Genomic DNA, 23,653 nt, shown 5'->3' with positions numbered 1-23,653 from the left:
CGTTACAGGCTTCGCTAAAAATGGGAATTGGGAGGAATAGAATGACTGGATTTTCACGGCGGGAAGCTCTGCTGGGCGGGGCAGCCATCGCGACACTTGCGGCATGTGGACAAACGCCGAGCGACGCCGCGGCCACCGTGCCGACAGGTCCCGTGGCAGCAAAAGCTGTCCCACCAGCCGGTTGGGAAAGCGGTCTCACCATCGCCGCCCGAATTGCCTCCGGCGAAACCACTTCGCTCGCTGAAACGGAAAAAGCCATCGCTCGCGCCAAGGCCGTGAATGGCGATCTCAATGCGATCGCCACCGACAGCTTTGACCAGGCCTTGCGCGACGCAGCCGCCCCCGCGCCGGGAACGTTCAGTGGCGTGCCCACATTCATGAAAGACCTTGTCGGGTGGAAGGGCACGCAATCCATGTGGGGTAGCCGCGCTTTCGTGGGCAATATTTCACAGGAGGATTCCCCCTTTGCCGCAGCGTGGAGAAAGGCAGGCGTCGTTTCTCTCGGTAAATCCACGACACCCGAAATGGGGCTCATTTCATCAACCGAGCCGCTAGTAACAGGCCCGACCCGCAATCCTTGGGACCTATCCCGAATTCCGGGCGGATCGTCCGGCGGCGCAGCCGCCCTCGTGGCCGCACGTATCGTCCCGTTCGCGCATGCCAGCGATGGCGGCGGATCCATCCGCATTCCCGCTTCTACGTGTGGTGTTTTTGGGCTGAAGCCATCACGTGCCCGACTGGACAAGCGGGACGCGGCCAACGCTCCGCCTGTCGATATCTCGGTCAACCATGCCGTGACCATCACGGTGCAGGATTCCATTGAGCTGTTTCGTGTGGCGGAGACCAATGACGGGACCTATGCACCCCTCGGAGACATATCGACCCTGAACCGTCCGCTACGGATTGGCTTCGCACCGGACTCGATCAGCGGGACACGCGTGTCCCCTGAAACCACCGCAGCGCTTGAGGACGTCGCGCAGCTATGCCGGGATTTGGGCCATGAGGTGATCGACTTCAAAGTTCCGCTCGACGGCAAGGAGTTCACCGACAAGTTCCTGCTCTACTGGGCGGCTGGCGCCGCCGAGTTTGCCCAACAGGCCAGCGCCTATTCCGGCAAGCCGATCGGGCCCGACATTGTCGAGCCATGGACGCTCGGCCTGGCCGCCATGTTCCAGGCGCGGCAGTCGGAAATGGAAGACACGATCGCGTATCTCAAGGCATTCGAAGCCGTCTATGACGACTGGTTCAGCGACATGGATGTGCTACTCACACCCGTAACAGGCAGCCCCGCCGTACCGATTGGCGAACAGGCCCCGGATGGAGATTTCGACGCGGTCATGGAGAGTGTTCTGAACTTTGCCGCTTTCACTGCGCCGATGAACGTTGCAGGCGCAGCCTCGATGAGCGTGCCCTTGTCATGGTCGTCGGGCGGCCTGCCGATCGGCTCCATGTTCTCTGCCAAACGGGGCGAGGATGGCCTGCTGTTTGAACTGGCCATGCAGCTCGAAATGACACGCCCCTGGATTGCGCGCACGCCGCCAGTCTCGGCGCTCTGATCCTGCATGGTGTCGCCCGCTGTTTCCTCAACTGACGCAATGACGGCGCCGCTGGTCTTCGGCTACGGAATGGCGGCTGACGGCACCATCGCATCGCTGAACTGGGAGGATGTGACCTCCGGCCGATTGAATGAGTTCAGTCGCCACTGGTTGCACCTCAACCGTTTGTCGCCGGAGGTGAGAACGTGGCTCGCTCGCCAGAGCGGGCTGGACCGTATCGCCACCGAGGCGCTGCTTCAGGAAGACACTCGCCCGCGCTCGACCCGGCATGGTGCTGGTTTCCTGATCAATTTGCGCGGCATGAACCTGAACGAAGGCGAAGCACTGGAAGACATGCTGGCCTTGCGCATGTGGGCCAGTGAAAGCTCTCTGATCACGTTGCGCGCCAAGCCCATCCAGGCGACGCGCGATGTCGAACTAAAGGTCAAAGAGGGCAATGCGCCCAATTCGACGGGCGGCCTCGTTGCCGCCCTTGCCGATGCGTTGACCGACCGGATGGAACCGGAAGTGTCGCGTTTCGATGAACAGGCGGACCAGTTCGAGGATGATCTGCTCGATCCTGGCACGCGTCTCCCGCGCTCAAAACTGTCGGAGTTGCGCCGCCGCGTATTGCAGGTACGTCGCTATATTTTGCCCCAACGCGAGGCGCTTTCCCAGCTTGTCCGCGAAGGCACCCAGTCCGGCTTGTTCTCCGATCATGATCTGCTGTTCCTCCGCGAGTCCGCTGATCGGGTCACACGTCTGGCGGAAGAACTCGACACGATCCGGGACCGCTGTACCGTGTTGCAGGAACAGGTGATAGAGGAACGCGCGGAAGTGATGAACCAGCGCTTGTTCGTGCTCTCGATCCTGTCAGCGGTCTTCCTGCCAATCAGCTTCGTGACGGGCCTTTTCGGCGTTAATGTGGGCGGCATGCCGGGGGTTCAAAGCGCCGGCGCATTTGCCATCCTGGTCGGGGCGCTCGCGGTGGCGACCATCCTGATGCTGGCCATCTTCCGCTGGCGACGCTGGATCTGACTCCGCCCTCGCTGATCGGGGCATTTATTAATCACACCTTGCACTGAAACCTGAAATCTGCGCGCCAGCTTTGCCGGATTGCAACAATCGGCTGTTAACTATGATCGAGTGGCGACCTTATTCAGGCGACGCCGCGCCCTATATCTGATACAGCGCCAGCCGTGCGAAAGACTGAACCGTGAACCGATCCTTAAAAATTGCCATTGCTATCTTTGTCGGCCTACTGGCCTGGTTCGTGATCCGGAGTGTCATTCGGGGCGACATCAGCACACAGCATGAAGATGTCCGGCTGGAAGCCAGCGAGGTCGCGCCCGAAGCGGTCACTTTCACGGTTTCGGCGCAAACTCACGGCATCCGCCTCAAGGCCAAGGGCCTGACGGCCCCCGATAAATCGGTGACGGTAAAAGCTGGAACCGCTGGCAACGTAACTTCGACGCCCGTGCGCGAGGGTACGCGCGTCTCACGTGGCACGCTGCTCTGCGGACTGGATGTCGAAGCCCGCGCCGCCCGTCTGGAAGAGGCTGAAGCTCGCCGCGACGCTGCACGGATCGATTTCGAGGCGGCAAGAACATTGGCCGAAAAAGGCCTGGCTCCCGCCAATAATGAAGCCTCTGCGAAGGCAGCTCTCGACGCTGCAGAAGCCTCGGTGAACGCCGCGCGGGTGGAACTTTCCAAGACACAGATTCGGGCCCCGTTCGACGGTATCTTTGAAAACCGGCTGGCCGAAGCTGGTGATTATCTTTCACCCGGTCAGCCTTGCGGCACCATGGTCGACATGGACCCGGTTATTGTCGCGGTCGAAGTGGCCGAGGCCAATGCCGGCCAACTGACGACCGGCATGACCGGCACAGCCCGCCTGCCCAGCGGCAAGACCTATCCGGCCACGCTGCGTTATGTCTCACGCACGGCCGACGCGGGCACGCGCACTTTCCTGATCGAGGGTGAACTCGACACAGGCGACGATCCGGTCGCCGCGGGTGTCACGGCAGAACTCTTTATTCCAATGGGCGAGGTGCCAGCGACGCTGATCTCTCCCGGCCTTCTGACATTGTCGGACGCTGGCGAACTCGGCGTACGCTACGTCGACGACCAGAACACGGTACAGTTCGCGCCCATCAAAGTGATTGATGAGACGCCTGAGGGCGCGTGGGTCACAGGCCTGCCCTCTACTGTCAGACTGATCTCTATTGGCCAAGACTACCTGGCTGAAGGGGTCGAAGTGAAACCTGTTCCCCAAGGCGGTGCCCAGCCATGACCCAGATCGTCGAGGGTGCCATCGGCCGCGCGCGGATGGTGTTGTCCATCCTGATCTGCGCCATCATTGCCGGTACGGCGACGTATATCGGATTGCCCAAGGAAGCGGATCCGGACATTCCAATTCCTTTTGTTGGCATCACGGTGCCGCTGGCAGGCGTGACGCCAGAAGATGCCGAGCGCCTTCTGGTCAAACCTATCGAACAGGAAATCCAGTCTCTTGAGGGCCTGAAAACCTTTATCGGCATCGGCGCAGAGGGCGCTGGCCAACTGGTTCTGGAATTCGAAATCGAAACCGATGTCGATCAGGCAGTGTTGGACGTGAAGGACAAGGTCGATCTGGCCAAACGGTTCTTCCCGGCTGATGCCCGCGAGCCCATCATCACCGAAGTGAATGCTTCACAATTCCCGATCATGGTCGTGAACCTGTTCGGCCAGGCGCCTGAGCGCGGACTGAACCAGATTGCCGAGACCCTGCAGGACATGCTGGAGCGCAATCCGGGCGTGCTGGAAGCCAACATTATTGGCCAGCGCGAAGACGTGCTCGAAATTGTGGTCGATCCCGTCAAACTTGAAACTTACAATCTGTCCTATCAGGACATCTACGCCGTCGTGACTGCGAACAACCAGCTCGTCCCGGCTGGCCAGATCGACACCGGCGAAGGCAGCTTTGCCGTGAAGGTGCCCGGCCTGATCCGATCCGCCCAGGATGCGCTCAACCTGCCGGTCAAACGCTCTGACAATGCCACGGTGACCCTGTCGGACGTGGCCGAAATCCGCCGCACTTACAAGGACGCAACCGGCTACGCGACGTTCAACGGCCAACCCTCCCTGCAATTGCAGATCGTCAAACGCTCCGGTGCCAACATTCTCGACACGGCGAATTTCGTGCGCGACACCGTCGCGGCCCAGCAGGAAAGCTGGCCCAACACGGTCGATGTCCGCATCACATCAGACGCCTCGGAACTGATTGGGGATCAGCTGGGACAACTCCAGAACTCGATCATCACCGCTGTCATGCTGGTGATGATAATCTGTGTGGCTGCACTTGGTTGGCGCTCCGCGCTGCTGGTGGGTATCTCCATCCCCGCCTCCTTCGTGATGGCGTTCCTGCTTCTTGGGGCATTTGGTTACACGATCAACATGATGGTCATGTTCGGCATGGTCATCGCGGTGGGTATTCTGGTCGATGGGGCCATTGTCGTAACCGAATATGCCGACCGAAAAATGGCCGAGGGCCTCAACCGGAAAGAAGCTTACGGCATGGCCGGCAAGCGGATGTTCTGGCCAGTGGTTGCATCGACCGCGACAACCCTTGCGGCTTTCATCCCATTCCTGTTCTGGAACTCAATGCCCGGCAAGTTCATGGCCTATCTGCCGATTACGCTGATTTTCGTTTTGTCGGCGTCGCTGGTCATGGCGCTGATCTTCCTGCCGGTGCTCGGTTCGGTGATCGGCGCACGGCCTGATGGTACCGATGAGAGTCTGGCGGCATTGGCGGCAGACGCCGATCCGTCGGAGGCTACCGGCTGGCTTGGTGGATATGTTCGCCTGCTGAAAGTGCTGCTGGCGCATCCTTTGGCTGTGACGGGCGTCGCCATTGCCGGGGTCATGATGATCTTTGTCTGGTTTGGCTCGACACCGCACAAGACCGAACTCTTTCTGGATGTCGAACCTGAACAAGCCTTCGTGTTTGTTCAGGCTCAGGGCAGCCTCTCCACCGCAGAACAGCTTTCTCTTGTCAAACGGGCCGAAGTGGCAATTACCGGCATGGACGGCGTTGAAGACATCTCGACCGAAGCCGGCGCCTCCGGTGGCGCGATCTTTTCGCCGGACGGATCGTCCAGCAAGCCGACCGACACGGTTGGGCAGCTACTGGTCGACTTGGCCACGGCCGATGGCGTGCACAATGGCCGCCGCACACTCGCGAACATCCGCACCCGGCTGGCTGAAATTCCTGGCCTTCGCTTCGAAATCGCCGCCCGAGAACAAGGCCCACCCTCGGGCAAGGACATTCAGATCGCTCTACTCTCCGAGGATGCCGCCTCCCTCAATTCCACTGCGCGCATGATCCGCGACTACCTCGATTCCCGACCTGACCTGCGCGAAGTTGAAGACACGCGCCCTCTGCCCGGTATCGAATACCAGCTCGAAGTCGACCGCGCCGAAGCTGGCAAGTATGGACTCGATATCAGCCAGGTCGGCGCAGCCGTACAGCTAATCACCAATGGCGTGCTCGTCGGTCGCTATCGGCCGGACGATGCCAATGACGAAGTCGACATCCGCGTCCGCTTCCCACAGGCAGACCGCAGCGCCAGCGCAATTGACGATCTTCGTATCGCCACGCCGCGCGGCAATGTTCCGCTCTCATTGTTTGTCGAGCGCGTGCCCGCCCCGCGGGTCAGCCAGATTACGCGCCGTGATGGAGCCCGGGTCGTGGATGTCCGCGCCAATGCCGTGGAACAGGGTGCAGGCGCTGCGATCGTCGAAGAGGTCAAGGCCTGGGTTGCCGAACAGGATATTCCCGGCACGGTCGAAGTGCGCTTTGAAGGCGCGGATGAAGATAGCGCCGATGCGGCTGCTTTCTTCCAGGGAGCCCTGCTCGCCATGCTGTTCATGATGGCCATCATCCTGCTGTGGGAGTTCAACAATTTCTGGCAGGTCTTCCTGACCCTGACGGCGGTAATCATTTCCACAGCCGGTGTGCTCGTTGGTATCCAGCTCGTCCTGCCTTACGTTTCCCAGTTGATGATCGGTACGGGCATTGTCGCGCTCGCCGGGATCGTGGTGAACAACAATATCGTCCTCATCGACACGTATAACCGTCTGCTCAGCGATGGCCGCACGCCGGAAGAAGCCGCCGTCGCGACAGCCGCCCAGCGTATTCGTCCGATCCTGCTGACGACCGGCACGACCATCTGTGGCCTGTTGCCGATGATCATTCAGATGAATGTGAACTTCTTCGAAGGCTCGATCAATTTCGGGGGTGCCAGCTCCGAATGGTGGGTCCAACTGGCAACGGCCGTGGTATTTGGCCTTGGCTTTTCCACAATCATGATCTTGCTGGTGACACCTGTCTGGCTGCTTGCACCACACCGTATTCGCCGTTGGGCAGGTCGCCTGAAGGATCGGGTCCGGGGCGAACAGGCAGCCGCCCGCAGTATAACTGAACAGACCACGGCCAACGAGAACGAACCGTCTGACCGGTCCCTGCCCGCCGCTGAATAGGAATCCAGATGAGCCTCAGATGAACGCGCCATTCGGTTTGCGTTCGCGTGGTTCATGCGAGAACAGGTCCTGCAGCACCGGGTCAGCCTTCGCCCTTTCGGGCAAGCGCCTCCACCCATCGCGCTTCATGAGGCCGGCCGGACTCCCTCCCCCCTGACCAGGCCCCCGGTGCTGCATATCCTTTCTCGCGAAACAGGTCAGCCGACCAGAGGCCCGCCCGGCGCAAGCGCTGTCTGCTTGGATTTTTCCGCTTCAGCCCGAAACCTCTGGGGATGGGCCATGTTGGGGAAGTTGATGTGGGTTTCACCACGCCCATGAACCGACAGTTTTCCGAAGCCGAATATCCGCCCCAAGATGCCTTGGTTGAGGGAACTGCCTTCTATGGAATCGAGCGTGATCTCCTCAACATTGGCTGACCAGAGCCCGGTTTTCTTCACAACCCGGCGATCTGTCACCACAAACTCGGTCGTGTTCAGCCGGATCATCTGGGCGATAAAATAGAAAATCCCGAAGATGATGATGCCAAAGATAATCAGCATCGCCCATGCCTTGGCATATTCGAGCCAATGGAACTGGCCGCGATAGCGCAGGACCTCGCCCTCATAGAGCCGCTTCTCAAGATAACCGGCCATGATCGCCTCACCGCTTTGCCTTACCCATCCAATTCGGAATGGAACGCGCGGTCAACCATCAAACGGGTTGCACGAATGTGGCGATCACTTTCTTCCGTCCGGACTTTTCGAAATCCACGGTCAGCTTGTTGCCTTCCGTATGAGCCACCCGGCCATAGCCGAACTTATCATGGAAGATACGTGTGCCGACCTTGAAAGTTGCCGGTCCGCCTGAAGTAGCCGACAGGGTCGTATTGTCTCGCGGCGGGCGCGTGTCAAACCGGCCCGCATTTTCCTTCAGGCGCTGCCAGCCCGGACTCTTGTAATTCGAACGTTCGCCAAGGTCTTCGACCGATCCGCTAAATCCACTCTCGCCACCGGGCATGCCGGAAAAGCCCGTCTCTGAAATCGCCTCGACATGATCATGCGGCAACTCATCAACAAAGCGGCTCGGCAGTACGCTCTGCCAGCGGCCATAGATCTGGCGGTTCGCCACAAAGGAAATATAGGCGTGCTGACGCGCGCGCGTGATGCCGACATAGGCCAGCCGACGCTCTTCCTCGAGCCCCTTCATGCCGCTTTCATCGAGGCTGCGGCGGGATGGGAAGACTTCCTCTTCCCATCCGGGCAAGAAGACGACGGGCCATTCCAGCCCTTTGGCGCCGTGCAGGGTCAGGATCTGCACCTGGTCTTCCCCGGCCCCGCCGGTCGAAGCGTCCATGACCAGTTCGATATGTTCCAGGAAGCCGGCCAGTGAGTCGAACTCGCTCATCGCCCGGACCAGTTCCTTCAGGTTGTCGAGCCGTGTCTGCGCCTGCGGGCTGCGATCCTTTTGAAGCATGTCGGTATAGCCGGACTCTTCGAGAATCGTTTCGGCAAGTTCCGTATGCGGCATGCCATTGGCCAATTTGTCTCGCCAGAGATTGATCTGGTCGATGAACTGGTTCAGCCCGCGCTTCGCGCCGCCCTTGATCTCGTCAGTCTGCAGCACCATTGGCGTCAGCACGAACAGGCTTCGGCCATCCTCGCGCGCATAGGATTGCAGCTTGGCGAGCGATGTATTTCCCACGCCGCGCTTCGGCTGGTTCACGACTCGCTCGAACGCAAGATCATCATCCGGCGACCGTACAAGCCGCAAATAGGCCAGCGCATCGCGTATCTCGGCGCGCTCGAAGAAGCGCGGGCCCCCGATCACGCGGTACGGTATGCCCAGCATGATGAAGCGTTCCTCGAAGGCCCGCATCTGCCACGAGGCGCGCACCAGAACGGCGCAATCCTCATGGCTGCCACCCTTCGACACCCAGCTCTCGATATCGTCCGCAATCAGGCGGCTCTCGGCCTCGCCATCCCACAGGCCGCGCACCTTCACCTTGGAGGCGTCAATATCATCAATCGCATTGTCGTCGCCGACATAGAGCGTTTTGCCGAGACGGCTCTTATTGTGACTGATCACCGAGGAAGCAGCGGCAAGGATATGCTTGGTCGAGCGGTAGTTCTTTTCCAGCCGGATCACATGCGCGCCGGGGAAATCCTTCTCGAAGCGGAGGATGTTGTCGACTTCCGCGCCGCGCCAGCCATAGATCGACTGATCATCATCACCGACACAGCATATATTCTGCGAGCCCTGTGCCAGAAGGCGCAGCCAGAGATACTGCGCAACGTTCGTATCCTGATATTCGTCGACCAGAACATAACAGAACTTGTCGTGATATTCCTTCAACAAATCAGGGTTTTTCTGGAAGATCGTGATGTTGTGGATCAGCAAATCGCCAAAGTCGCACGCATTCAGCACTTTCAGCCGCGCCTGATAAATCTGGTAACAGGTGATGCCCTTGCCGTCAGCGAACTGGTGAGCCTCTTCCGGCGGCACCTTGTCCGGCGTCAGCGCCCGGTTCTTCCAGCTATCAATCAGGCTGGCGAGATAGCGCGGCGCCCAGCGTTTCGGATCAATGTTCTCGGCCTGAATGATCTGTTTGCACAGGCGCACCTGATCATCGGTGTCGATGATGGTGAAAGTCGATTTAAGCCCTGCCAGTTCGGCATGTTTGCGAAGAATCTGCGCGCTGATCGAGTGGAACGTGCCAAGCCAGCGCAGGCCCTCGCCCGCCTCGCCCAGCATGTTCAGCGCCCGCTCGCGCATTTCCCGGGCGGCCTTGTTGGTGAAGGTCACGGTCAGCGTCTGCGACGGCCAGGCCAGCCGCGTGCCGATGATGTGCGCCAGACGCGTCGTCAGCACGCGCGTCTTGCCCGTGCCGGCACCGGCAAGCACCAGAAGCGGTCCTTCGGTCGTCAGCACGGCCTCGCGCTGCTCCGGGTTCAGGCCGTCCAGATACTCCGCCTCGCTCTTGGCAGCGGGCGGTTTGGCGGCGGCCATTTGGGAAATGGACAGGCGATTCGGATTGGAACTCATGGCGAACATATAGCACCGAATGCCCCGTTGGGCAGGGTTTGCGGCACAGACGGGTGTTGTGCATGTGCCAGCACCCTGTCATGCTCTTGGAAGTAGAACTTGGAGACCCCAAGATGAAGAAGGCCAGCTTTCTCATAGCCGCTGCCATCGCGTCTTCCCTATTGCCCGCGCAGGCTGATGCGCCGTCCCATCCAACCGCATGCAACGCCGTGGTGGGTGAAGGCGCGGCCAGGGTAGTCGAATGGCTTGAAGATCGCGTGACCGCCCTGCAGCAACTGGAAAATCCTACCGAACAGGATGCCGTATTGCTGAAAGAGTTTGAGACTAATCTGCGGGACTTGAAAGGCGAGCAATTGTCCGGGGAGAACAATGACGAGGCCCGATGCACGCCAACCAAACCCTTCGACAATAGCGACAAGATCAGCTGATCCCCTCTCCTGACCATTGTGAACCAAAGGGTGTTGACTCACACCTTTATATGTAATTCAGTAATTACATGATTACTGATCAGGACATGTCTGCTGTTTTCCACGCACTCGCCCATGAGAGCCGGCGGCAAATCCTCGACATATTGAAAGCCAATCCCGGCTGTCCGGTGGGAGAACTGGCAAAGCATTTCGATGTCAGCCGCATTGCGGTGATGAACCATCTGGCCGTGCTTGAGAAGGCGGGCCTCGTGGTCAGTGAGAAGGACGGCCGCAGCCGTCGGCTCTATATCAACGCGGCGCCCATCCAGATGATCCAGGATCGTTGGATGAGTGCCTATTCCAGTCAGTTCGCGAGCCGTGTCACCGGCTTGAAATATGCCGCCGAGGCGGCCGCCCGGCAGAAGGAGGACCCTCAATGACTGCCACATCCGCCGACGCGGCCATGATTGCCGACCGCGCCATCTACGAAGTCTTTATCGAAGCGCCCATTCACACTGTCTGGGATACGCTGGTCAAAACCGACGAAGCCCTGCCCTTCTTTTTCGGGGCCGTGTGCGACACGGTCGACGGTCTGAAACCCGGCAAGCCGATGCGCATGATCACGCCCAATCGGAAGTTTGCCTCCGTCGTAGGCGAAGTGCTGGAATTCTCCCCACCTCACCGCTATGCGCACACGCTGAAGTTCACCCAATACGAAGATGCCCCCTGCACGGTCATCTACGAATTGGCCGAGATAGACGGCGGCACCCGGTTCCGCCTGATCACGGAAAACGTGCCCGCCGGTACGAAGACAGAAAAGTCCATGGTGCCTGGAGGCAAGTTCATCACCGAGAATCTCAAGGCGCTGGTCGAGACCGGCAAGCCCAGATTTTCCGGTCGCATGGTGATGATGCTGGGGCCTGTCATGGCCCTGTTCACGCCGGCGCAGTGTCGTCTCGACCACTGGCCCCTTGTCGAGCCGACCCTGGAAATGCCCACCCCGGAAAAGGAGACGCCGCATGGCTAAATCGCCTGAACAGATGCTAGAAAGCATGAAACAGGGCCTGCTGGAAAAAACCGGCAAGCCGCTGGATCACTGGACAGACCTCGTCCGCAAGAGCGGGCTGGAAAAATTCGGCGACCAGATGAAACTGCTCAAGACCGAGCACGGCCTGACCCACGGCTATGCCAACCTCGCCTGCCAGGCGGCCAAGGGCCGACTGGATGCAAATGAGGGTGATATGTTGGCCAACCAGTACAGCGGCAAGGAAAGCCTGCGACCGATCTTTGACGCACTTGCGGCCCATGCTGGCGCTCTTGGCAAAGATGTCGAGATCGCGCCGAAAAAGACCTCGGTCGCGTTCCGTCGCTCCAAGAACTTTGCCGTGGTAACGCCGGCAACGAAGACACGCGTTGATCTGGGCCTTAACCTCAAGGGGACGCCGGGCACCAACCGTTTGCTGGAGGAAAAGCCCGGCGGCATGTGTACGCACAAAGTTCGGCTCACATCCGTCACAGACGTCGACGCCGAGCTAAAGGCCTGGTTGGCGGAGGCTTACACCAAGGCCTGATATGCAAACAAAAAAACCCTGCAGGGATGCGTCAGGTGTGCGGGACGCAGCCTTGCAGGGTCGAGCGAGATGCTGGTGTGAAGGCATCTCACTTTGGTACGGGCATCGCCCGCGTCAGAAGGGGGAAAAGGTCATCCGAACAAGACGGCTATCGCGCAGGTGGCGTCGAAGCGCGGACAAAGTGCGTGTGATGTACGGGTCCCCCACACGCCTTCATCGTCCAATTGTATCGGGATGGCCTAAACTGTCCCCACCATCCAACTGGACCTTGGCGGAATAGCCACCTTCGGCCCAGCTGAATTAACCAAAACCATTCCTGACGATCGGATGCAAGTCCAAATCGACCTAAGATAGCGTTGCCAAACTCGCTGCATCATAATCGTTCAACTCATCAAGGCGACCTTCATGCACCTTGCGGGCCCATGCCGGATCCTGAAGCAGCGCGCGCCCAACCGCAACAAGGTCAAACTCACCGCGCGACAAGCGCTCTTCGAGGTCATCGAGCGACCGTGTCCCCGAACCCTCACCCTGGAAAGCCTTGATGAAATCGCCTGACAGGCCAACCGACCCGACGGTAATGGTGGGCAGGCCAGTCAGCTTCTTGGCCCAACCTGCACCGTTCAGACCGTTCTCGCCATCGACCTCAGGGAATTCGGGTTCCCAGTAGCGGCGCTGGGACGCGTGCAATACGTCCACGCCGCCATCGACGAACACTTTCAGGAAAGCTTCGAGGTCTTCCGGCGTCGTAGCCAGGCGCGCATCATATTGCTGTTGTTTCCACTGCGAGTAGCGCAGGATGATCGGGAAATCCGGAGAGACACGCTTGCGAATTTCCTTCAGGATATCAGAGGCAAAGCTGGCGCGATCGACCAGCGATGTGCCGCCAAACTTGTCATCGCGCTTGTTCATGACATTCCAGAAGAACTGGTCGATCAGGTAGCCATGCGCGCCATGCACTTCGACACAGTCAAAACCGAGCTTTTCCGCTTCAGCGGCGGCGTCAGCATATGCGAGCACCATGTCGTCGACTTCAGCGGATGTCGGTGCCTCAATCACAGCTTTACCGGTATGCGTCATGCCCGAAGGGCTGTCGGTCGGCGCGTCCGGATTCGGACCACTGCCTTCCTTGCGCACCATGCCCATATGCCAGATCTGGGGCGCGATCTTGCCACCCTTGGCGTGGACCTTCTCAACCACATTTTTCCAACCAGCCAGGGAGTCCGGCTCATGGAAGTTCGGAACGTTCGGGTCGTTCGATGCCCCACCACGGCGGATTGTGGTGCCTTCGGTCAGGATCAGGCCAACCTCGTTTTCGGCGCGACGCGCATAATAGTCTGCAACATCATTGCCCGGCACGCCGTTCGGCGACTTCGACCGCGTCATCGGGGCCATCACGATGCGGTTAGGCAAGTCGAGGGACTTCATCTTGAAGGGGGTGAACAGTGAACTTGTCATTTAGGGCTCCATCAATGTTGCGAGACAGGTGGCGGCACCCTCCCCCAAGGTCAAGATTTTCCCCTACGCAAAGACAGCCATTGCATGGTTCAGTGTCTGTTCAGTATCTCTCAACGCTACTGACTTGAAACTGTTGAAGGCTCTCCACATGAGACACGCCCTGTTATTCTTCCTGCCCGCTTTGGCCGCTGCCTGTGCCACGCCCGGATATGACTATGAGGCGCGCATGGCGCCTGGCTTTCCTCAGGCCGCAGAATATCGCGATGTCGCCGTGGGCCAGTTCCGCGGGCCAGCCGGGAATGTCGCAGAAGCCGAGTTCGCCGACATGATCGAACAGGTTACGCTGGATGGATCCTACTGGTTCACCTTGCCGTCCGGCGATCCGGACGGAATTTATGAGGGCCGGGTCGACATAGAGTCCTGGGATGCCGAAACGCGCTTTGAACGCGAGAAGCGATGCGTTGAATATGACGGCCTGTTCGATTGCGAACACCGCGCCATCGTCGAAACGGAATGTCGCGAAGAAACCGTCGAAGTCGTTGTCACCGCCAATCTGGTGGACTATCGCACCAACCGGCTGGTCTTCAGCCAGCAACAGCTGGGCGGGGCAAATCGGGAAACATGCGTCGACGTGGCCGAATATGAAGATCGCGGCCATGACCTCGGCGTTTGGCGCGACCCTCACCAGTCCAGCTACGATCCCTACAATGCCCCGATTGGCATGGTGCGGGATGCGACCGTGGAAGCCGTTCGCCGGTTCCGCAATGATATCGCGCCTTACTACCAGACCATGCGCGCCGAAATCATGACGGACGGCCTGACCCCAGAAGCCCAGAACGACCCTCGCTTCGCCGCAGCCGTGAAGGCCACCAAGAATGGCAATTTCATGGGGGCCTGCGCACAGTGGGACGAATTGGGACGCGAATGGACCCACGCCCCTGCCATTCTTCATAATCTGGGTGCATGTGCAGAGGCGCGCGGCGATATGGCCACAGCCCAGTTGCGTTATGCCCGCGCCGCCGAATTGGCCCAGTCAATCCCCCTGCTCGAAGACAAACAGGCCAAGCCGATCTTCAGCGCACTGGAGCGCGTTTCAGGCCGCCGCATGGATGACGCCCTGATCAATTCGATCCTGTATCCGGAAGAACCGGCTAGCTGAACGGATGACTAAAAACCAAGCAGCGTGCGGATCGGAATACCGGCTTCAGCCGCGTCAGCCACGATGCCCCAAGTGATCCCGGCCGCAAATGCGATACCGGCCACCACGAATTTTCCCAGAATGCGACCCATTGGCGTGTCCTCCCGCTTTGAAACAAAGTCAGAAGGGACACTGCAAGTCAGAGGCCGGTTGGTAAGACCTGATTAACCATGGCCTTCGGGATCATCGTCCCGGCGATGGGCTTCGGTCTCCCGGCGCGCTTTGTCCGCGCGCGCTTGCTCCAGGGATCGATCGGACTTGGTGCGTCCGAATTTCGCGCGGTTTTCCTTGGCCAACTTGCCTTTCTCGACCTTGGCTTTCGCTTTTCGAAACTTGTTGAGATTGATCGGTTCGGCCATCAGTCCTCCCTCCCGAAATGCGCCAGCCGCGCCTCCAGGCCTTCTTTCACGCCGGGCCATTCGCGGGCGAGGATCGAGAACACCACAGTGGTGCGGACAAAACCATCCGGCAGGACGCGATTATCGCGCAGGACGCCTTCCTGCACGCCGCCCAGCTTGGTCACCGCTGCACGAGACCGGGCATTGCGTTCATCCACATTGAAACAGACGCGGATTGCTCCCTGACCAAAGGCATGGCCGAGCAGCAAATGCTTGCAAGCGGGATTTGTCGCGCCACCCTGAAATTCAGGCGCATAAATCGTCATACCGATCTCGACATTCTTCGACACTGCATCCGGGTTGAGATAGGCGCTCATCCCAGCGAAGCGACCCTCCGGCGTCAGAACGGCAAACGGCACCAGTGTGCCAGCCTCCGCACGTTTCCGGATCGCTTTTACCCAAACCGAAATCCAGTCGCCCGGCGGATTGAAATACGGCCACGTCGCCAGCCGCTGGCCGGACCGCTCAGCCATGTCCCGTAACGCTTCGGCATGCGCGTCAATGTCAAACGGCACGAGCCGTACGAAACGGTTCTCCAGCGTGACGGGCGCAATCTGCAAACCGGCAAATCCCTTAATCGCCGGAATGCGTCTCGCGCCACTGTTCCATGGCCAGCGAGATGGCGAAGGTTTCGCGATATTTCGGGCTGGAGGCCGGGCGCGGGGCTTTGGCGGCCGTCATCGCCATGATCTCGGCCAGCTTGTTGTGGGCCGCGCCGGACTGGCCTGCGCCGATATAGGCGTGCAGCTCGACCAGCGCCGAAGATAGCGGATCATGCGCTCGGATCACGAAGTACGGCTCGTCCTCGGCCAGCTTGTCCAGGATATCGAACTGGGACGGGTTGGATTTGGATCCGACGGGAGCGTTTGCCATGGAGACGGCCTTTCTTGGCGGGAAGTGATTCTGTGTCGCGCAGTCTAGTCTTCACCGCGCCAATCGCCAGCCCTCACTGCACCGCCGCCTGCCGGCGATACGCGCTCGGCGTCAGACCTGTCATCGCCTTGAATGACCTGTTGAATGGGCCGAGCGAGCCAAATCCGCAATCCATCGCGATGGACAGGATAGGCTGACCCTCAAGATCAGGACGGGCAAGCCTGCGCTTCGCCTCGGCTATGCGGTAGGAATTGATCATCTGGTTGAAATTGGCGAAGCCAAGGTCGGATACGATGCATTGGCTGATCTTGTATTCCGGTTCGCGCAAACGTTCGGCTACATCGGCGACTTTTATCTGGGGTTCCAGAAACACGTGATCAGTCTCGATCAGACGCTCTAGTCGCAAGGCAAGCGCCGGATGTCCTGCCGCTGACTTTGGCCGCTTGGTCTGCGCAAGAGGATTTTGCCTTCGATAGAGCACTGCCGCGCTTGCACCGACCAATGCGAGCGTGGCGGCGACAATCCTGAACTCTTCCTGCCAAACATCGAGTCCGCGCTGGTCGTTCATGAGGGAAACAAAGACGATCGCGGCATAGCCACCCGCAAAGCATAAGCGGAACCGTCGCTCCGCAGATGAGGCCTTCAAGCCATCAATGGCCTCCACGAAAGTCATGAGCAGCATGGCTGACCCAATCAGCCCCTTCATGCTGGCCACCATTCCGACCAGTCTGCCCGCATGCCCTTCCGGGACCACATAACTGATCAGGCAGGTCAAATAGAGCGTCACGACCACGACGAGCGGCCAGGCTTTTCGCTCGGTTTCCTGCCGGAACAATTCGCGCGACAAAAGCCAGGCCATACCGCAAGGCACGAAACCGATGAGCACCAGCACAACACCGAGCTGGGGGACAATGCCGCCGACGAAATACTCGGCAATGAAAGCACATACCGAAAGCGCAAACGCCGCCCAATACAGTGTAAGCGGAGCAACTGGACCAAATGGCAGGCCGTGCCTGAACATACCATCGTTCTCAATGCGTATTTGGGCGATCTTCATAAGCATCTCTTCCAGTTGGCCAGCAACGGGGACAAGCTTAGAAGCTTACCGGAGCAATATCGACGGTTTTCTGCGGAAATCCTCGCCGATTTCCAAATCGGCAAGACGATGTCGGCGGTCCTGACCACAGCTTCCCTGTTTGAAACATGGAAGGATTGCGCGTGGCACCCACTTCACAAAATCTTGGAAAATGGAACAAGCTCCTGAGCCGCACAGGCATAGCGTGGTTTTGCATTGCTGCGGTCGGCCAACTGGCCTTCATCGCCTTTATCATTGCTCATTATGGCACCCGCACAGCCACGGGAAACTTTGCAGGGTGGAACGACAAGCAACTCATCAAAGGCCATGTTCCGGGAGACGATGCGGGCAATCTGATGTTTGCAAGTCACGTCTTGCTGGCGGCCGCAATGACGCTGACGGGCCTCATACAGCTCATTCCGGCTCTGCGGCGGCGGTTCCCAACCCTGCACAGATGGTCTGGCCGCATCTTTTTGGTGCTGGCTTGCACCCTTGCACTGGGGGGGCTCTGGCTGACGTGGGGGCGCGACACATACCTGTCTCTGGTGGGAGCCGCCAGCGTGTCACTGAACGCCGTGCTGATTCTGGTCTGCGCCGTCTACACAATCCGCTTGGCGTTGGCGCGCCGACTCGCCGACCATCAACGCTGGGCCATGCGCCTGTTCATGGTTGCCAATGGCGTCTGGTTCGTTCGGGTCGGCCTGATGGGCTGGATAATGATCAACCAGTCCCCTCGCTGGATGAACAGCACGATGAGCGGACCTGCCGACATCATCATCACCTATGGCAGCTACCTGATTCCGCTGGCCGTGCTTGAACTCTATTGTGCCGCCCGCCGCAGTCGCTCCGCCCCCGCAAAGGCGGCAGCCAGTCTGCTTGTCGCAGCGGCCACCGTCTTTACCGCGATCGGCATTTTCGGAGCGTCGACGTTTCTCTGGTTCCCGCAGCTCTAGCTGGACGAGACAATGCCGCCATCGCACGGGACGGTGTGCCCGGTGATATAATTGGAGGCCTTGGATGACAGGAACATGGCGAGGCCGGCAATGTCGGAGGGCTGGCCCACCCGGCCAGACGGATTCTGGTCGCCAATCTTCTGCCAGTCGACGCCTTCGGTTTCGCCTTTGAAGCCGACGCCGGTGGATAGCATATAGGTCGGGAATGGGCCCGGCGCGATGCCGTTGCAGAGAATATGCTCACCGGCCAGATGCGCGCCCATGAAGCGCGTCAGATGGATGACGGCCGCTTTGGACGTGCCATAGGCAAAGCCGCTCATCGGTGAGGTGTGCATGCCGTCAATCGAGGCGATATTGATCACGCGGGCCGGAGAGTCCGCGCTCGCCGCCTTGCGCAGCAGCGGCATCAGCTTCTGGGTCAGGAAGAAGAGCCCCTTCACATTGACGTCCATCACCTTGTCCCAGCCATGCTCCGGGAAGTCTTCCAGCTTGGCGCCCCATGCCACACCGGCATTGTTGACCAGAACGTCGACCTTTTCTTCCCGCTCGGCGAGCGTGTTGGCGAGGTGTTCGATGCCGACCATCTGGCCCACATCGGAAGGAATGGCATAGATCTCGCCACCATATTTTGCTTTCAGGCGCTCAACCGTTTCCTCACAGGCATCCGCCTTGCGCGAGGAAATGATCACCTTCGCACCATTGGCCAGAAAGCCTGCCGCGATCATTTCGCCAATGCCGCGCGAGCCGCCCGTAATCACGACGGTCTTGCCGGCCACCGAAAACAAATTGCTGAAATCCATATCCATGCGCCTGTTCCTCCAAGTTTCTGATTGGCGTTCCTAGTGGCGGAACTGCCGATCCGAGGCAAGGAGATTACGTCGCAGGCGCGCGTCAGTGCGCTCCGCTGAAGGCACCCGTCTTGACCGAATAATCCACTGCAATGGCGTATTCGGGATCATCATCGGAATCGACCATTAGCTGCCCGGCCTTGCTGAGCAACTTGTGGCAATCACGTGAAAGATGGCGCAGCTGCAGGGTCTTTCCGAGGGCCTCATAGCGACGCGCAAGGTCTTCGATCGCTTGCAATGCGGACTGGTCCACAACACGCGAGCGCAGGAAATCCACGATCACCACATCTGGGTCGGTTTCGGGATGGAACAGTTCGGCAAAACCATCGGTCGATCCGAAGAAAAGCGGGCCTTCGATCTCGTAGACATGCGCGCCCGGTGTGCGCACGCTGTCGCGTTCAATGACATGGATGCGGCGGGCATTGTTCCACGCATAGGCTAGCGCCGAGACGATCACCCCAACGACCACAGCTGTGGCAAGATCGTAGAAGACGGTGACGATTGTCACCAGCACGATCACGGCAGCATCCAGCAGCGGGATCCGTGTCATGATACGCAGGCTGTTCCACGCGAACGTGCCAATCACGACCATGAACATGACGCCGACCAGCGCGGCCAGTGGGATCTGTTCGATAAGGCCAGAGCCCACCAGAATGAAGGCCAGCAGGAACAGCGCCGCCGCGATGCCTGCGAGGCGCGTACGTCCGCCGGATTTCACATTGATCATCGACTGGCCGATCATGGCGCAGCCGCCCATGCCGCCAAAGAAGCCTGTGATCAGGTTTGCGGTGCCCTGCGCCACGCACTCCTGGCTCGCTCCGCCTCGCTTGCCGGTGATCTCCCCGACAAGATTGAGCGTCAGTAGGCTCTCGATGAGGCCGATAGCTGCGAGAATGACCGCGTAAGGCAGGATGATCTTGAACGTCTCAAATGTCAGCGGCACGCTCGGCACGTGGAAGCTCGGCAGCCCGCCCTGAATTGAGGCGAGGTCGCCCACGCGCGGGACATCAAGGCCGAAGCCGATGACCACGGCGGCGACAATGCCGATCCCGGCCAGTGGCGCAGGAATGATTTTGGTGAATTTCGGCAACAGCCAGATGATCGCCATGGTCAGGCCAACCAGCGCCAGCATGACCGCGAGCGGCCAGCCGCTCATCCATTCCCCGCCCGACATGCCGTGCGCCGACACTTCAGCCGTGCCCGGCACCTGGAACTGGGTCAGCTGCGCCATGAAGATCACGATGGCGAGGCCGTTCACGAAGCCGAGCATCACCGGATGCGGTACGAGGCGGATGAATTTTCCGAATCTGAAAATACCCGCTGCGAGCTGGAGGATACCCATCAGCACAACAGTCGCGAACAGGTACTCAACGCCATGCTGCGCGACGAGCGAAACCATAACAACCGCCAGCGCGCCGGTCGCGCCGGATATCATGCCGGGACGCCCGCCAATCACCGCTGTCACGAGGCCCACGATGAAGGCCGCATACAGTCCGACCAGCGGGTGCACGCCCGCCACGAAAGCGAAAGCCACGGCCTCCGGCACGAGCGCCAAGGCGACTGTCAGGCCGGACAGCAATTCGATCTTGATCCGGTTCGGCGTGAACTGCGTGAAGCTGGCCTGCGACAGGCCCTGGGCGCCAAGGCGATCTGCGAAGGCTGCAAAAGTCGATTTTACCACGGGATGACACTCTTCGATCTGAGGGCAGGAAGATGTTTGCCGCCGTATGGCGATCTTCCCCCTGCGGCGCAACCGCAGGCGTGAAGAAACTGGCCGGGAGACTTTAGTCTGCCGATTTCCTGTACAATGAAACGTGCATCCTGCATTCGGGGGTGAAAGGCTCTCGCTTCCATCCGCCCCAGCGGTGTTCCAGCATCAGGCCGCCCAACTCTGCCATCAGGTCCATTTCCTGCGGCCAGGCATAACGCATGACCAGCGGCACAAGTTTTGTACCGCCCTCGGTGATACGCACGCGCTGGTATTGGATCACTTGCCGGGTTGGATCATGGATCTTCGCTTCAAACCAAAGGGACTTGAAGCCAATCTGCGTCGTGCGCATGCTCTGATTGTCGTGATACCCGGAAAAATCCGGCACAAAGGTTTCCACCAGAAACCCACCGCCGGGTACCAGCCTGTCAGCAACATGGCGGAAACAGCGCACCTGAGCGTCCTGACTTGTCAGGTTGAACAGCGTGTTGAAGACGAGGAAAGCAAACTCGAAATCGCCGTCTATGGCACAGTCGGCCATATCGCCGATGACGACCGGAATGTCTGCCCCGCCCGGCTTTTCGCGCAGTTTCTCCACCATGGCGGCAGAGCCTTCGATGCCGGATATGGCAAAGCCGTGCTTTGCCAGTGGCAGGGCCATGCGGCCTGTGCCGATTGCCAACTCAAGAATGCGGCCCTTGCCAGCCAGCTCCGCAATCAGGGCGACAGACTCCTCCGTCGTCCCCGGATCATGGAGGGCGTCATAATCATCCGCATTGAGCGCGCCAAACGTCTCGGGATCAAAATCCAGCATGCCCGCTCATAGCATATCAGCCAGGCGAGATCATCTTGGACGGATCGACGATATTGTCGAAATCTTCGCCGGGAATGCCGTCCTTGATCGCTTCCTCGCGAAGCGTCGTCCCGTTCTTGTGGGCCGTCTTGGCGATCTTGGCAGCGCGGTCGTAGCCATACTTTTCCTTCAGCGGCGTCACCAACATGAGAGAATTCTCGAGGCCGCGCTGGATATTCTCGAGCCGTGGCTCGATTCCCACAACGCAATTCTCCGTGAAGCTCACCGCCGCATCGGCCAGAAGGCGTACCGACTGGAGGAAGTTGTAGGCCATCATCGGGTTGAACACGTTCAGCTCGAAATGGCCCTGACTGTCGGCAAAGCCGATGGCGGCATTGTTGCCATGAATGTGCGCGCAAACCTGGGTCAGCGCTTCGCACTGGGTCGGGTTGACCTTGCCCGGCATGATCGAACTGCCCGGCTCGTTTTCCGGCAAGGCCAATTCGCCAAGGCCGGAACGCGGGCCGGACCCAAGGAAACGGATATCATTGGCGATCTTGAAGCAGGACATGGCCACGGTGGTGATCGCCCCATGCGTGAACACCATCGCGTCATGCGCGGCCAGCGCTTCGAACTTGTTCGGTGCGGTCGTGAATTTCAGGCCGGTAATGCCAGCGATCTTCTCGGCGACCTTTTCTGCAAATCCGACCGGCGAGGCGAGGCCCGTGCCGACGGCCGTGCCGCCTTGCGCGAGTTCCATCAGCTTTGGCAGCGTCAGTTCGATGCGCTCGATGCCATTGGCCAGCTGCTGCGCGTAACCGGAAAATTCCTGGCCGAGCGTGACGGGCGTTGCGTCTTGCGTGTGCGTGCGGCCGATCTTGATAATGTCGGCCCATTCCTTGGATTTGGAATCGAGCGCATTGTGCAGAACCTGAAGCGCTGGCACCAGGCGATGAACGACTTCCTCAACGCACGCGATGTGCATCGCCGTCGGGAACGTGTCGTTCGACGACTGGGACATGTTCACATGGTCGTTCGGGTGAACCGGCTTCTTTGAGCCCTTTTCGCCCCCCAGAATCTCGATGGCGCGGTTCGAGATCACTTCGTTCGAATTCATGTTGGACTGCGTGCCCGACCCGGTCTGCCAGACGACCAGCGGGAAATGATCGTTCAGCTTGCCTTCAATGACTTCTTCGGCGGCCTGCACGATCACTTTGCCCAGTTCGGGATCCATCTTGCCGAGGTCCATATTGGCTTCAGCGGCGGCCTTCTTGACGATGCCAAGGGCACGGATGATCGGCTCTGGCTGTTTTTCCCAGCCAATCTTGAAGTTTCCGAGGCTGCGCTGAGCCTGCGCGCCCCAATAGGCGTCGTCAGAGACCTCAATAGGGCCCATCGTGTCGGTTTCGGTGCGCGTCGTCATGATCTCGTATCCTCTTGCGTGGAGAGCTTTCGCGCCGGGTTTAGCCAAGTGGGCGCACAAGACAAGGTGCATCCCGGTCGCGGGCCGGATCGGTCGCAGTCCTTTGTGCCGATTCGCGGCTTGCCTGTGACGGCCCTGCCCGCCTAGATTATTGTTCAACCGGGTCGGTCAGAGCCCATAAACAAGAGACGGGTTCCCCATTGAACGCATTCGCCCACGCCCTGACGCAACCGGCCACACTCTTTCTGGTCGTGATTGCGTTTTTCCTCGGTTTTCTCGTGCGCGGCATCGGGCTTAATTCCTTGTCGCCACCCCTCATGACCGAGGCCCAGATCGAGGAAGCCCTTTCGAAAGTCACTAAGGCCAAGTGGGCCGAGATCGACCGGGCAACCGACGACCGCAAGAAAATCCTTGCCATCAAACTGCTGCGCGAACAAACGGGTCTCGGCCTGAAGGCCTCGAAGGAAGCGGTCGAGGCGCGCATGCAGTCACGTCATCGGATGCGGGGATGAGCCTTGCCGAATGGGTTTCCGCCGGAAAGGTGCGCGCGCGCATCACGGATGAGGGCGCGCTCGAAGTGCGATGTCACGGCCTGACGACGCAGGCGAAATATTACAAGACCCTGCTCAAGGAATTCTTTCGCAAGGAGTTCCCGCCCCTGCGGCCCGGCTATGGGGATTATTCCGTCCACATCATGATGGAATACACAGGCGATGCGCCCTGGATGGACCTCGACAATCTCGCCAAGGCCCTGCTCGACAGTCTGACAGGGAACGTCTTCGAGGATGACCACCAGGTCGCCCGCCTGCTGGTCGAGCGGCGTGTGGGCGAACGCGAAGGCATCTGGCTGAAAGCCGAGGCGATGGACTGAGCCG

Annotated in this window: 24 protein-coding genes; 12 read left to right on the top strand and 12 right to left on the bottom strand. The window is 59.6% G+C overall.

All coding sequences use genetic code 11. The features are described from left to right. Positions 1-41: 41 nt before the first annotated feature. The 4 genes from B2P82_RS06425 to B2P82_RS06410 all read left to right on the top strand — a co-directional run bounded on the left by B2P82_RS06425 (position 42) and on the right by B2P82_RS06410 (position 7,055). Entirely contained in the window at positions 42-1,556 is a 1,515-nt protein-coding gene (locus tag B2P82_RS06425; protein WP_290495892.1) for an amidase family protein, read from the top strand. 39 nt (positions 1,557-1,595) lie between these two features. Next, positions 1,596-2,573 (top strand): zinc transporter ZntB, encoded by a 978-nt coding sequence (locus tag B2P82_RS06420; protein WP_290479835.1) that lies wholly within the window; start codon positions 1,596-1,598, stop codon positions 2,571-2,573. A gap of 178 nt (positions 2,574-2,751) precedes the next feature. Continuing rightward, positions 2,752-3,828, top strand: a complete 1,077-nt coding sequence (locus B2P82_RS06415; RefSeq protein WP_290495890.1) for an efflux RND transporter periplasmic adaptor subunit — start codon at positions 2,752-2,754, stop codon at positions 3,826-3,828. Then, complete coding sequence (locus B2P82_RS06410; RefSeq protein WP_290495888.1) at positions 3,825-7,055, top strand: efflux RND transporter permease subunit; 3,231 nt, start codon at positions 3,825-3,827, stop codon at positions 7,053-7,055. Before B2P82_RS06415 ends, B2P82_RS06410 begins: the two co-directional genes overlap by 4 nt. Before the next feature lie 197 nt (positions 7,056-7,252). Here the strand turns inward: B2P82_RS06410 and B2P82_RS06405 are convergent, their stop codons facing one another. Beyond that, positions 7,253-7,687, bottom strand: a complete 435-nt coding sequence (locus B2P82_RS06405) for a PH domain-containing protein (RefSeq protein WP_051607433.1) — start codon at positions 7,685-7,687, stop codon at positions 7,253-7,255. 58 nt (positions 7,688-7,745) lie between these two features. Then, a complete protein-coding gene (locus B2P82_RS06400; protein WP_349679732.1) occupies positions 7,746-10,085 on the bottom strand; it encodes an ATP-dependent helicase in 2,340 nt (779 codons plus the stop codon). A gap of 71 nt (positions 10,086-10,156) precedes the next feature. On the opposite strand from B2P82_RS06400, the gene B2P82_RS06395 reads away from it, so the two are divergent. The 4 genes from B2P82_RS06395 to B2P82_RS06380 all read left to right on the top strand — a co-directional run bounded on the left by B2P82_RS06395 (position 10,157) and on the right by B2P82_RS06380 (position 12,054). Then, positions 10,157-10,504 (top strand): hypothetical protein, encoded by a 348-nt coding sequence (locus B2P82_RS06395; RefSeq protein ID WP_290495884.1) that lies wholly within the window; start codon positions 10,157-10,159, stop codon positions 10,502-10,504. Positions 10,505-10,572: 68 nt separating this feature from the next. Continuing rightward, positions 10,573-10,923 carry an ArsR/SmtB family transcription factor gene (locus tag B2P82_RS06390; RefSeq protein WP_290495882.1) on the top strand — a complete coding sequence of 117 codons (351 nt, stop codon included), beginning with the start codon at positions 10,573-10,575 and terminating at the stop codon, positions 10,921-10,923. Continuing rightward, positions 10,920-11,510 (top strand): SRPBCC domain-containing protein, encoded by a 591-nt coding sequence (locus tag B2P82_RS06385; protein ID WP_051607431.1) that lies wholly within the window; start codon positions 10,920-10,922, stop codon positions 11,508-11,510. The genes B2P82_RS06390 and B2P82_RS06385 overlap by 4 nt, the downstream gene beginning before the upstream one ends. Then, positions 11,503-12,054, top strand: a complete 552-nt coding sequence (locus B2P82_RS06380) for a DUF5655 domain-containing protein (protein WP_290495879.1) — start codon at positions 11,503-11,505, stop codon at positions 12,052-12,054. The genes B2P82_RS06385 and B2P82_RS06380 overlap by 8 nt, the downstream gene beginning before the upstream one ends. Positions 12,055-12,399: 345 nt before the next feature. Here the strand turns inward: B2P82_RS06380 and B2P82_RS06375 are convergent, their stop codons facing one another. Then, positions 12,400-13,509, bottom strand: a complete 1,110-nt coding sequence (locus tag B2P82_RS06375; RefSeq protein WP_290495877.1) for an NADH:flavin oxidoreductase — start codon at positions 13,507-13,509, stop codon at positions 12,400-12,402. Positions 13,510-13,657: 148 nt separating this feature from the next. Between B2P82_RS06375 and B2P82_RS06370 the strand changes: the two genes are divergently transcribed. Then, the gene (locus B2P82_RS06370) at positions 13,658-14,668 is read left to right on the top strand and encodes a hypothetical protein (protein WP_290495875.1); all 1,011 of its coding nucleotides are present in this window, start codon (positions 13,658-13,660) and stop codon (positions 14,666-14,668) included. Between the two features lie 8 nt (positions 14,669-14,676). Here B2P82_RS06370 and B2P82_RS06365 read toward each other — a convergent pair whose 3' ends face one another. From B2P82_RS06365 to B2P82_RS06345, 5 genes are all read right to left on the bottom strand, one after another. After that, positions 14,677-14,799: a hypothetical protein gene (locus B2P82_RS06365; protein ID WP_256434933.1), complete on the bottom strand. Its 123-nt coding sequence runs from the start codon at positions 14,797-14,799 to the stop codon at positions 14,677-14,679. Positions 14,800-14,871: 72 nt separating this feature from the next. After that, positions 14,872-15,066 (bottom strand): DUF4169 family protein, encoded by a 195-nt coding sequence (locus B2P82_RS06360; RefSeq protein WP_290495873.1) that lies wholly within the window; start codon positions 15,064-15,066, stop codon positions 14,872-14,874. Continuing rightward, on the bottom strand, positions 15,066-15,665 hold the full coding sequence (locus B2P82_RS06355; protein WP_290495871.1) for a GNAT family N-acetyltransferase: 600 nt from the start codon (positions 15,663-15,665) through the stop codon (positions 15,066-15,068). The genes B2P82_RS06360 and B2P82_RS06355 overlap by 1 nt, the downstream gene beginning before the upstream one ends. Positions 15,666-15,678: 13 nt before the next feature. Next, entirely contained in the window at positions 15,679-15,978 is a 300-nt protein-coding gene (locus tag B2P82_RS06350; RefSeq protein WP_206991186.1) for an aspartate decarboxylase, read from the bottom strand. A 73-nt stretch (positions 15,979-16,051) separates the two neighbouring features. Further along, positions 16,052-17,035 carry a helix-turn-helix domain-containing protein gene (locus tag B2P82_RS06345; RefSeq protein ID WP_290481939.1) on the bottom strand — a complete coding sequence of 328 codons (984 nt, stop codon included), beginning with the start codon at positions 17,033-17,035 and terminating at the stop codon, positions 16,052-16,054. 161 nt (positions 17,036-17,196) lie between these two features. Between B2P82_RS06345 and B2P82_RS06340 the strand changes: the two genes are divergently transcribed. Further along, positions 17,197-18,006: a DUF2306 domain-containing protein gene (locus B2P82_RS06340; protein ID WP_290495869.1), complete on the top strand. Its 810-nt coding sequence runs from the start codon at positions 17,197-17,199 to the stop codon at positions 18,004-18,006. Here B2P82_RS06340 and B2P82_RS06335 read toward each other — a convergent pair. The 4 genes from B2P82_RS06335 to fumC form a co-directional block, all read right to left on the bottom strand. Next, entirely contained in the window at positions 18,003-18,806 is an 804-nt protein-coding gene (locus tag B2P82_RS06335) for an SDR family oxidoreductase (protein WP_034811827.1), read from the bottom strand. The two genes, B2P82_RS06340 and B2P82_RS06335, sit on opposite strands and share 4 nt — an antisense overlap. 91 nt (positions 18,807-18,897) lie before the next feature. Then, positions 18,898-20,484 carry a SulP family inorganic anion transporter gene (locus B2P82_RS06330; RefSeq protein WP_349679734.1) on the bottom strand — a complete coding sequence of 529 codons (1,587 nt, stop codon included), beginning with the start codon at positions 20,482-20,484 and terminating at the stop codon, positions 18,898-18,900. 154 nt (positions 20,485-20,638) lie between these two features. Further along, complete coding sequence (locus tag B2P82_RS06325) at positions 20,639-21,376, bottom strand: class I SAM-dependent methyltransferase (RefSeq protein ID WP_290495865.1); 738 nt, start codon at positions 21,374-21,376, stop codon at positions 20,639-20,641. Positions 21,377-21,392: 16 nt separating this feature from the next. Then, positions 21,393-22,781, bottom strand: a complete 1,389-nt coding sequence (fumC, locus tag B2P82_RS06320; protein WP_349679733.1) for a class II fumarate hydratase — start codon at positions 22,779-22,781, stop codon at positions 21,393-21,395. Positions 22,782-22,978: 197 nt separating this feature from the next. On the opposite strand from fumC, the gene B2P82_RS06315 reads away from it, so the two are divergent. Next, entirely contained in the window at positions 22,979-23,290 is a 312-nt protein-coding gene (locus B2P82_RS06315; protein WP_290495861.1) for a hypothetical protein, read from the top strand. Further along, positions 23,287-23,649: a RusA family crossover junction endodeoxyribonuclease gene (locus B2P82_RS06310; RefSeq protein WP_206991195.1), complete on the top strand. Its 363-nt coding sequence runs from the start codon at positions 23,287-23,289 to the stop codon at positions 23,647-23,649. The genes B2P82_RS06315 and B2P82_RS06310 overlap by 4 nt, the downstream gene beginning before the upstream one ends. Positions 23,650-23,653: the final 4 nt, after the last annotated feature.

The sequence above is a fragment of the Hyphomonas sp. UBA4494 genome (genome assembly GCF_002388935.1).
GTDB lineage: Bacteria > Pseudomonadota > Alphaproteobacteria > Caulobacterales > Hyphomonadaceae > Hyphomonas.
This window is presented reverse-complemented; position numbering and strand designations above follow the sequence as displayed.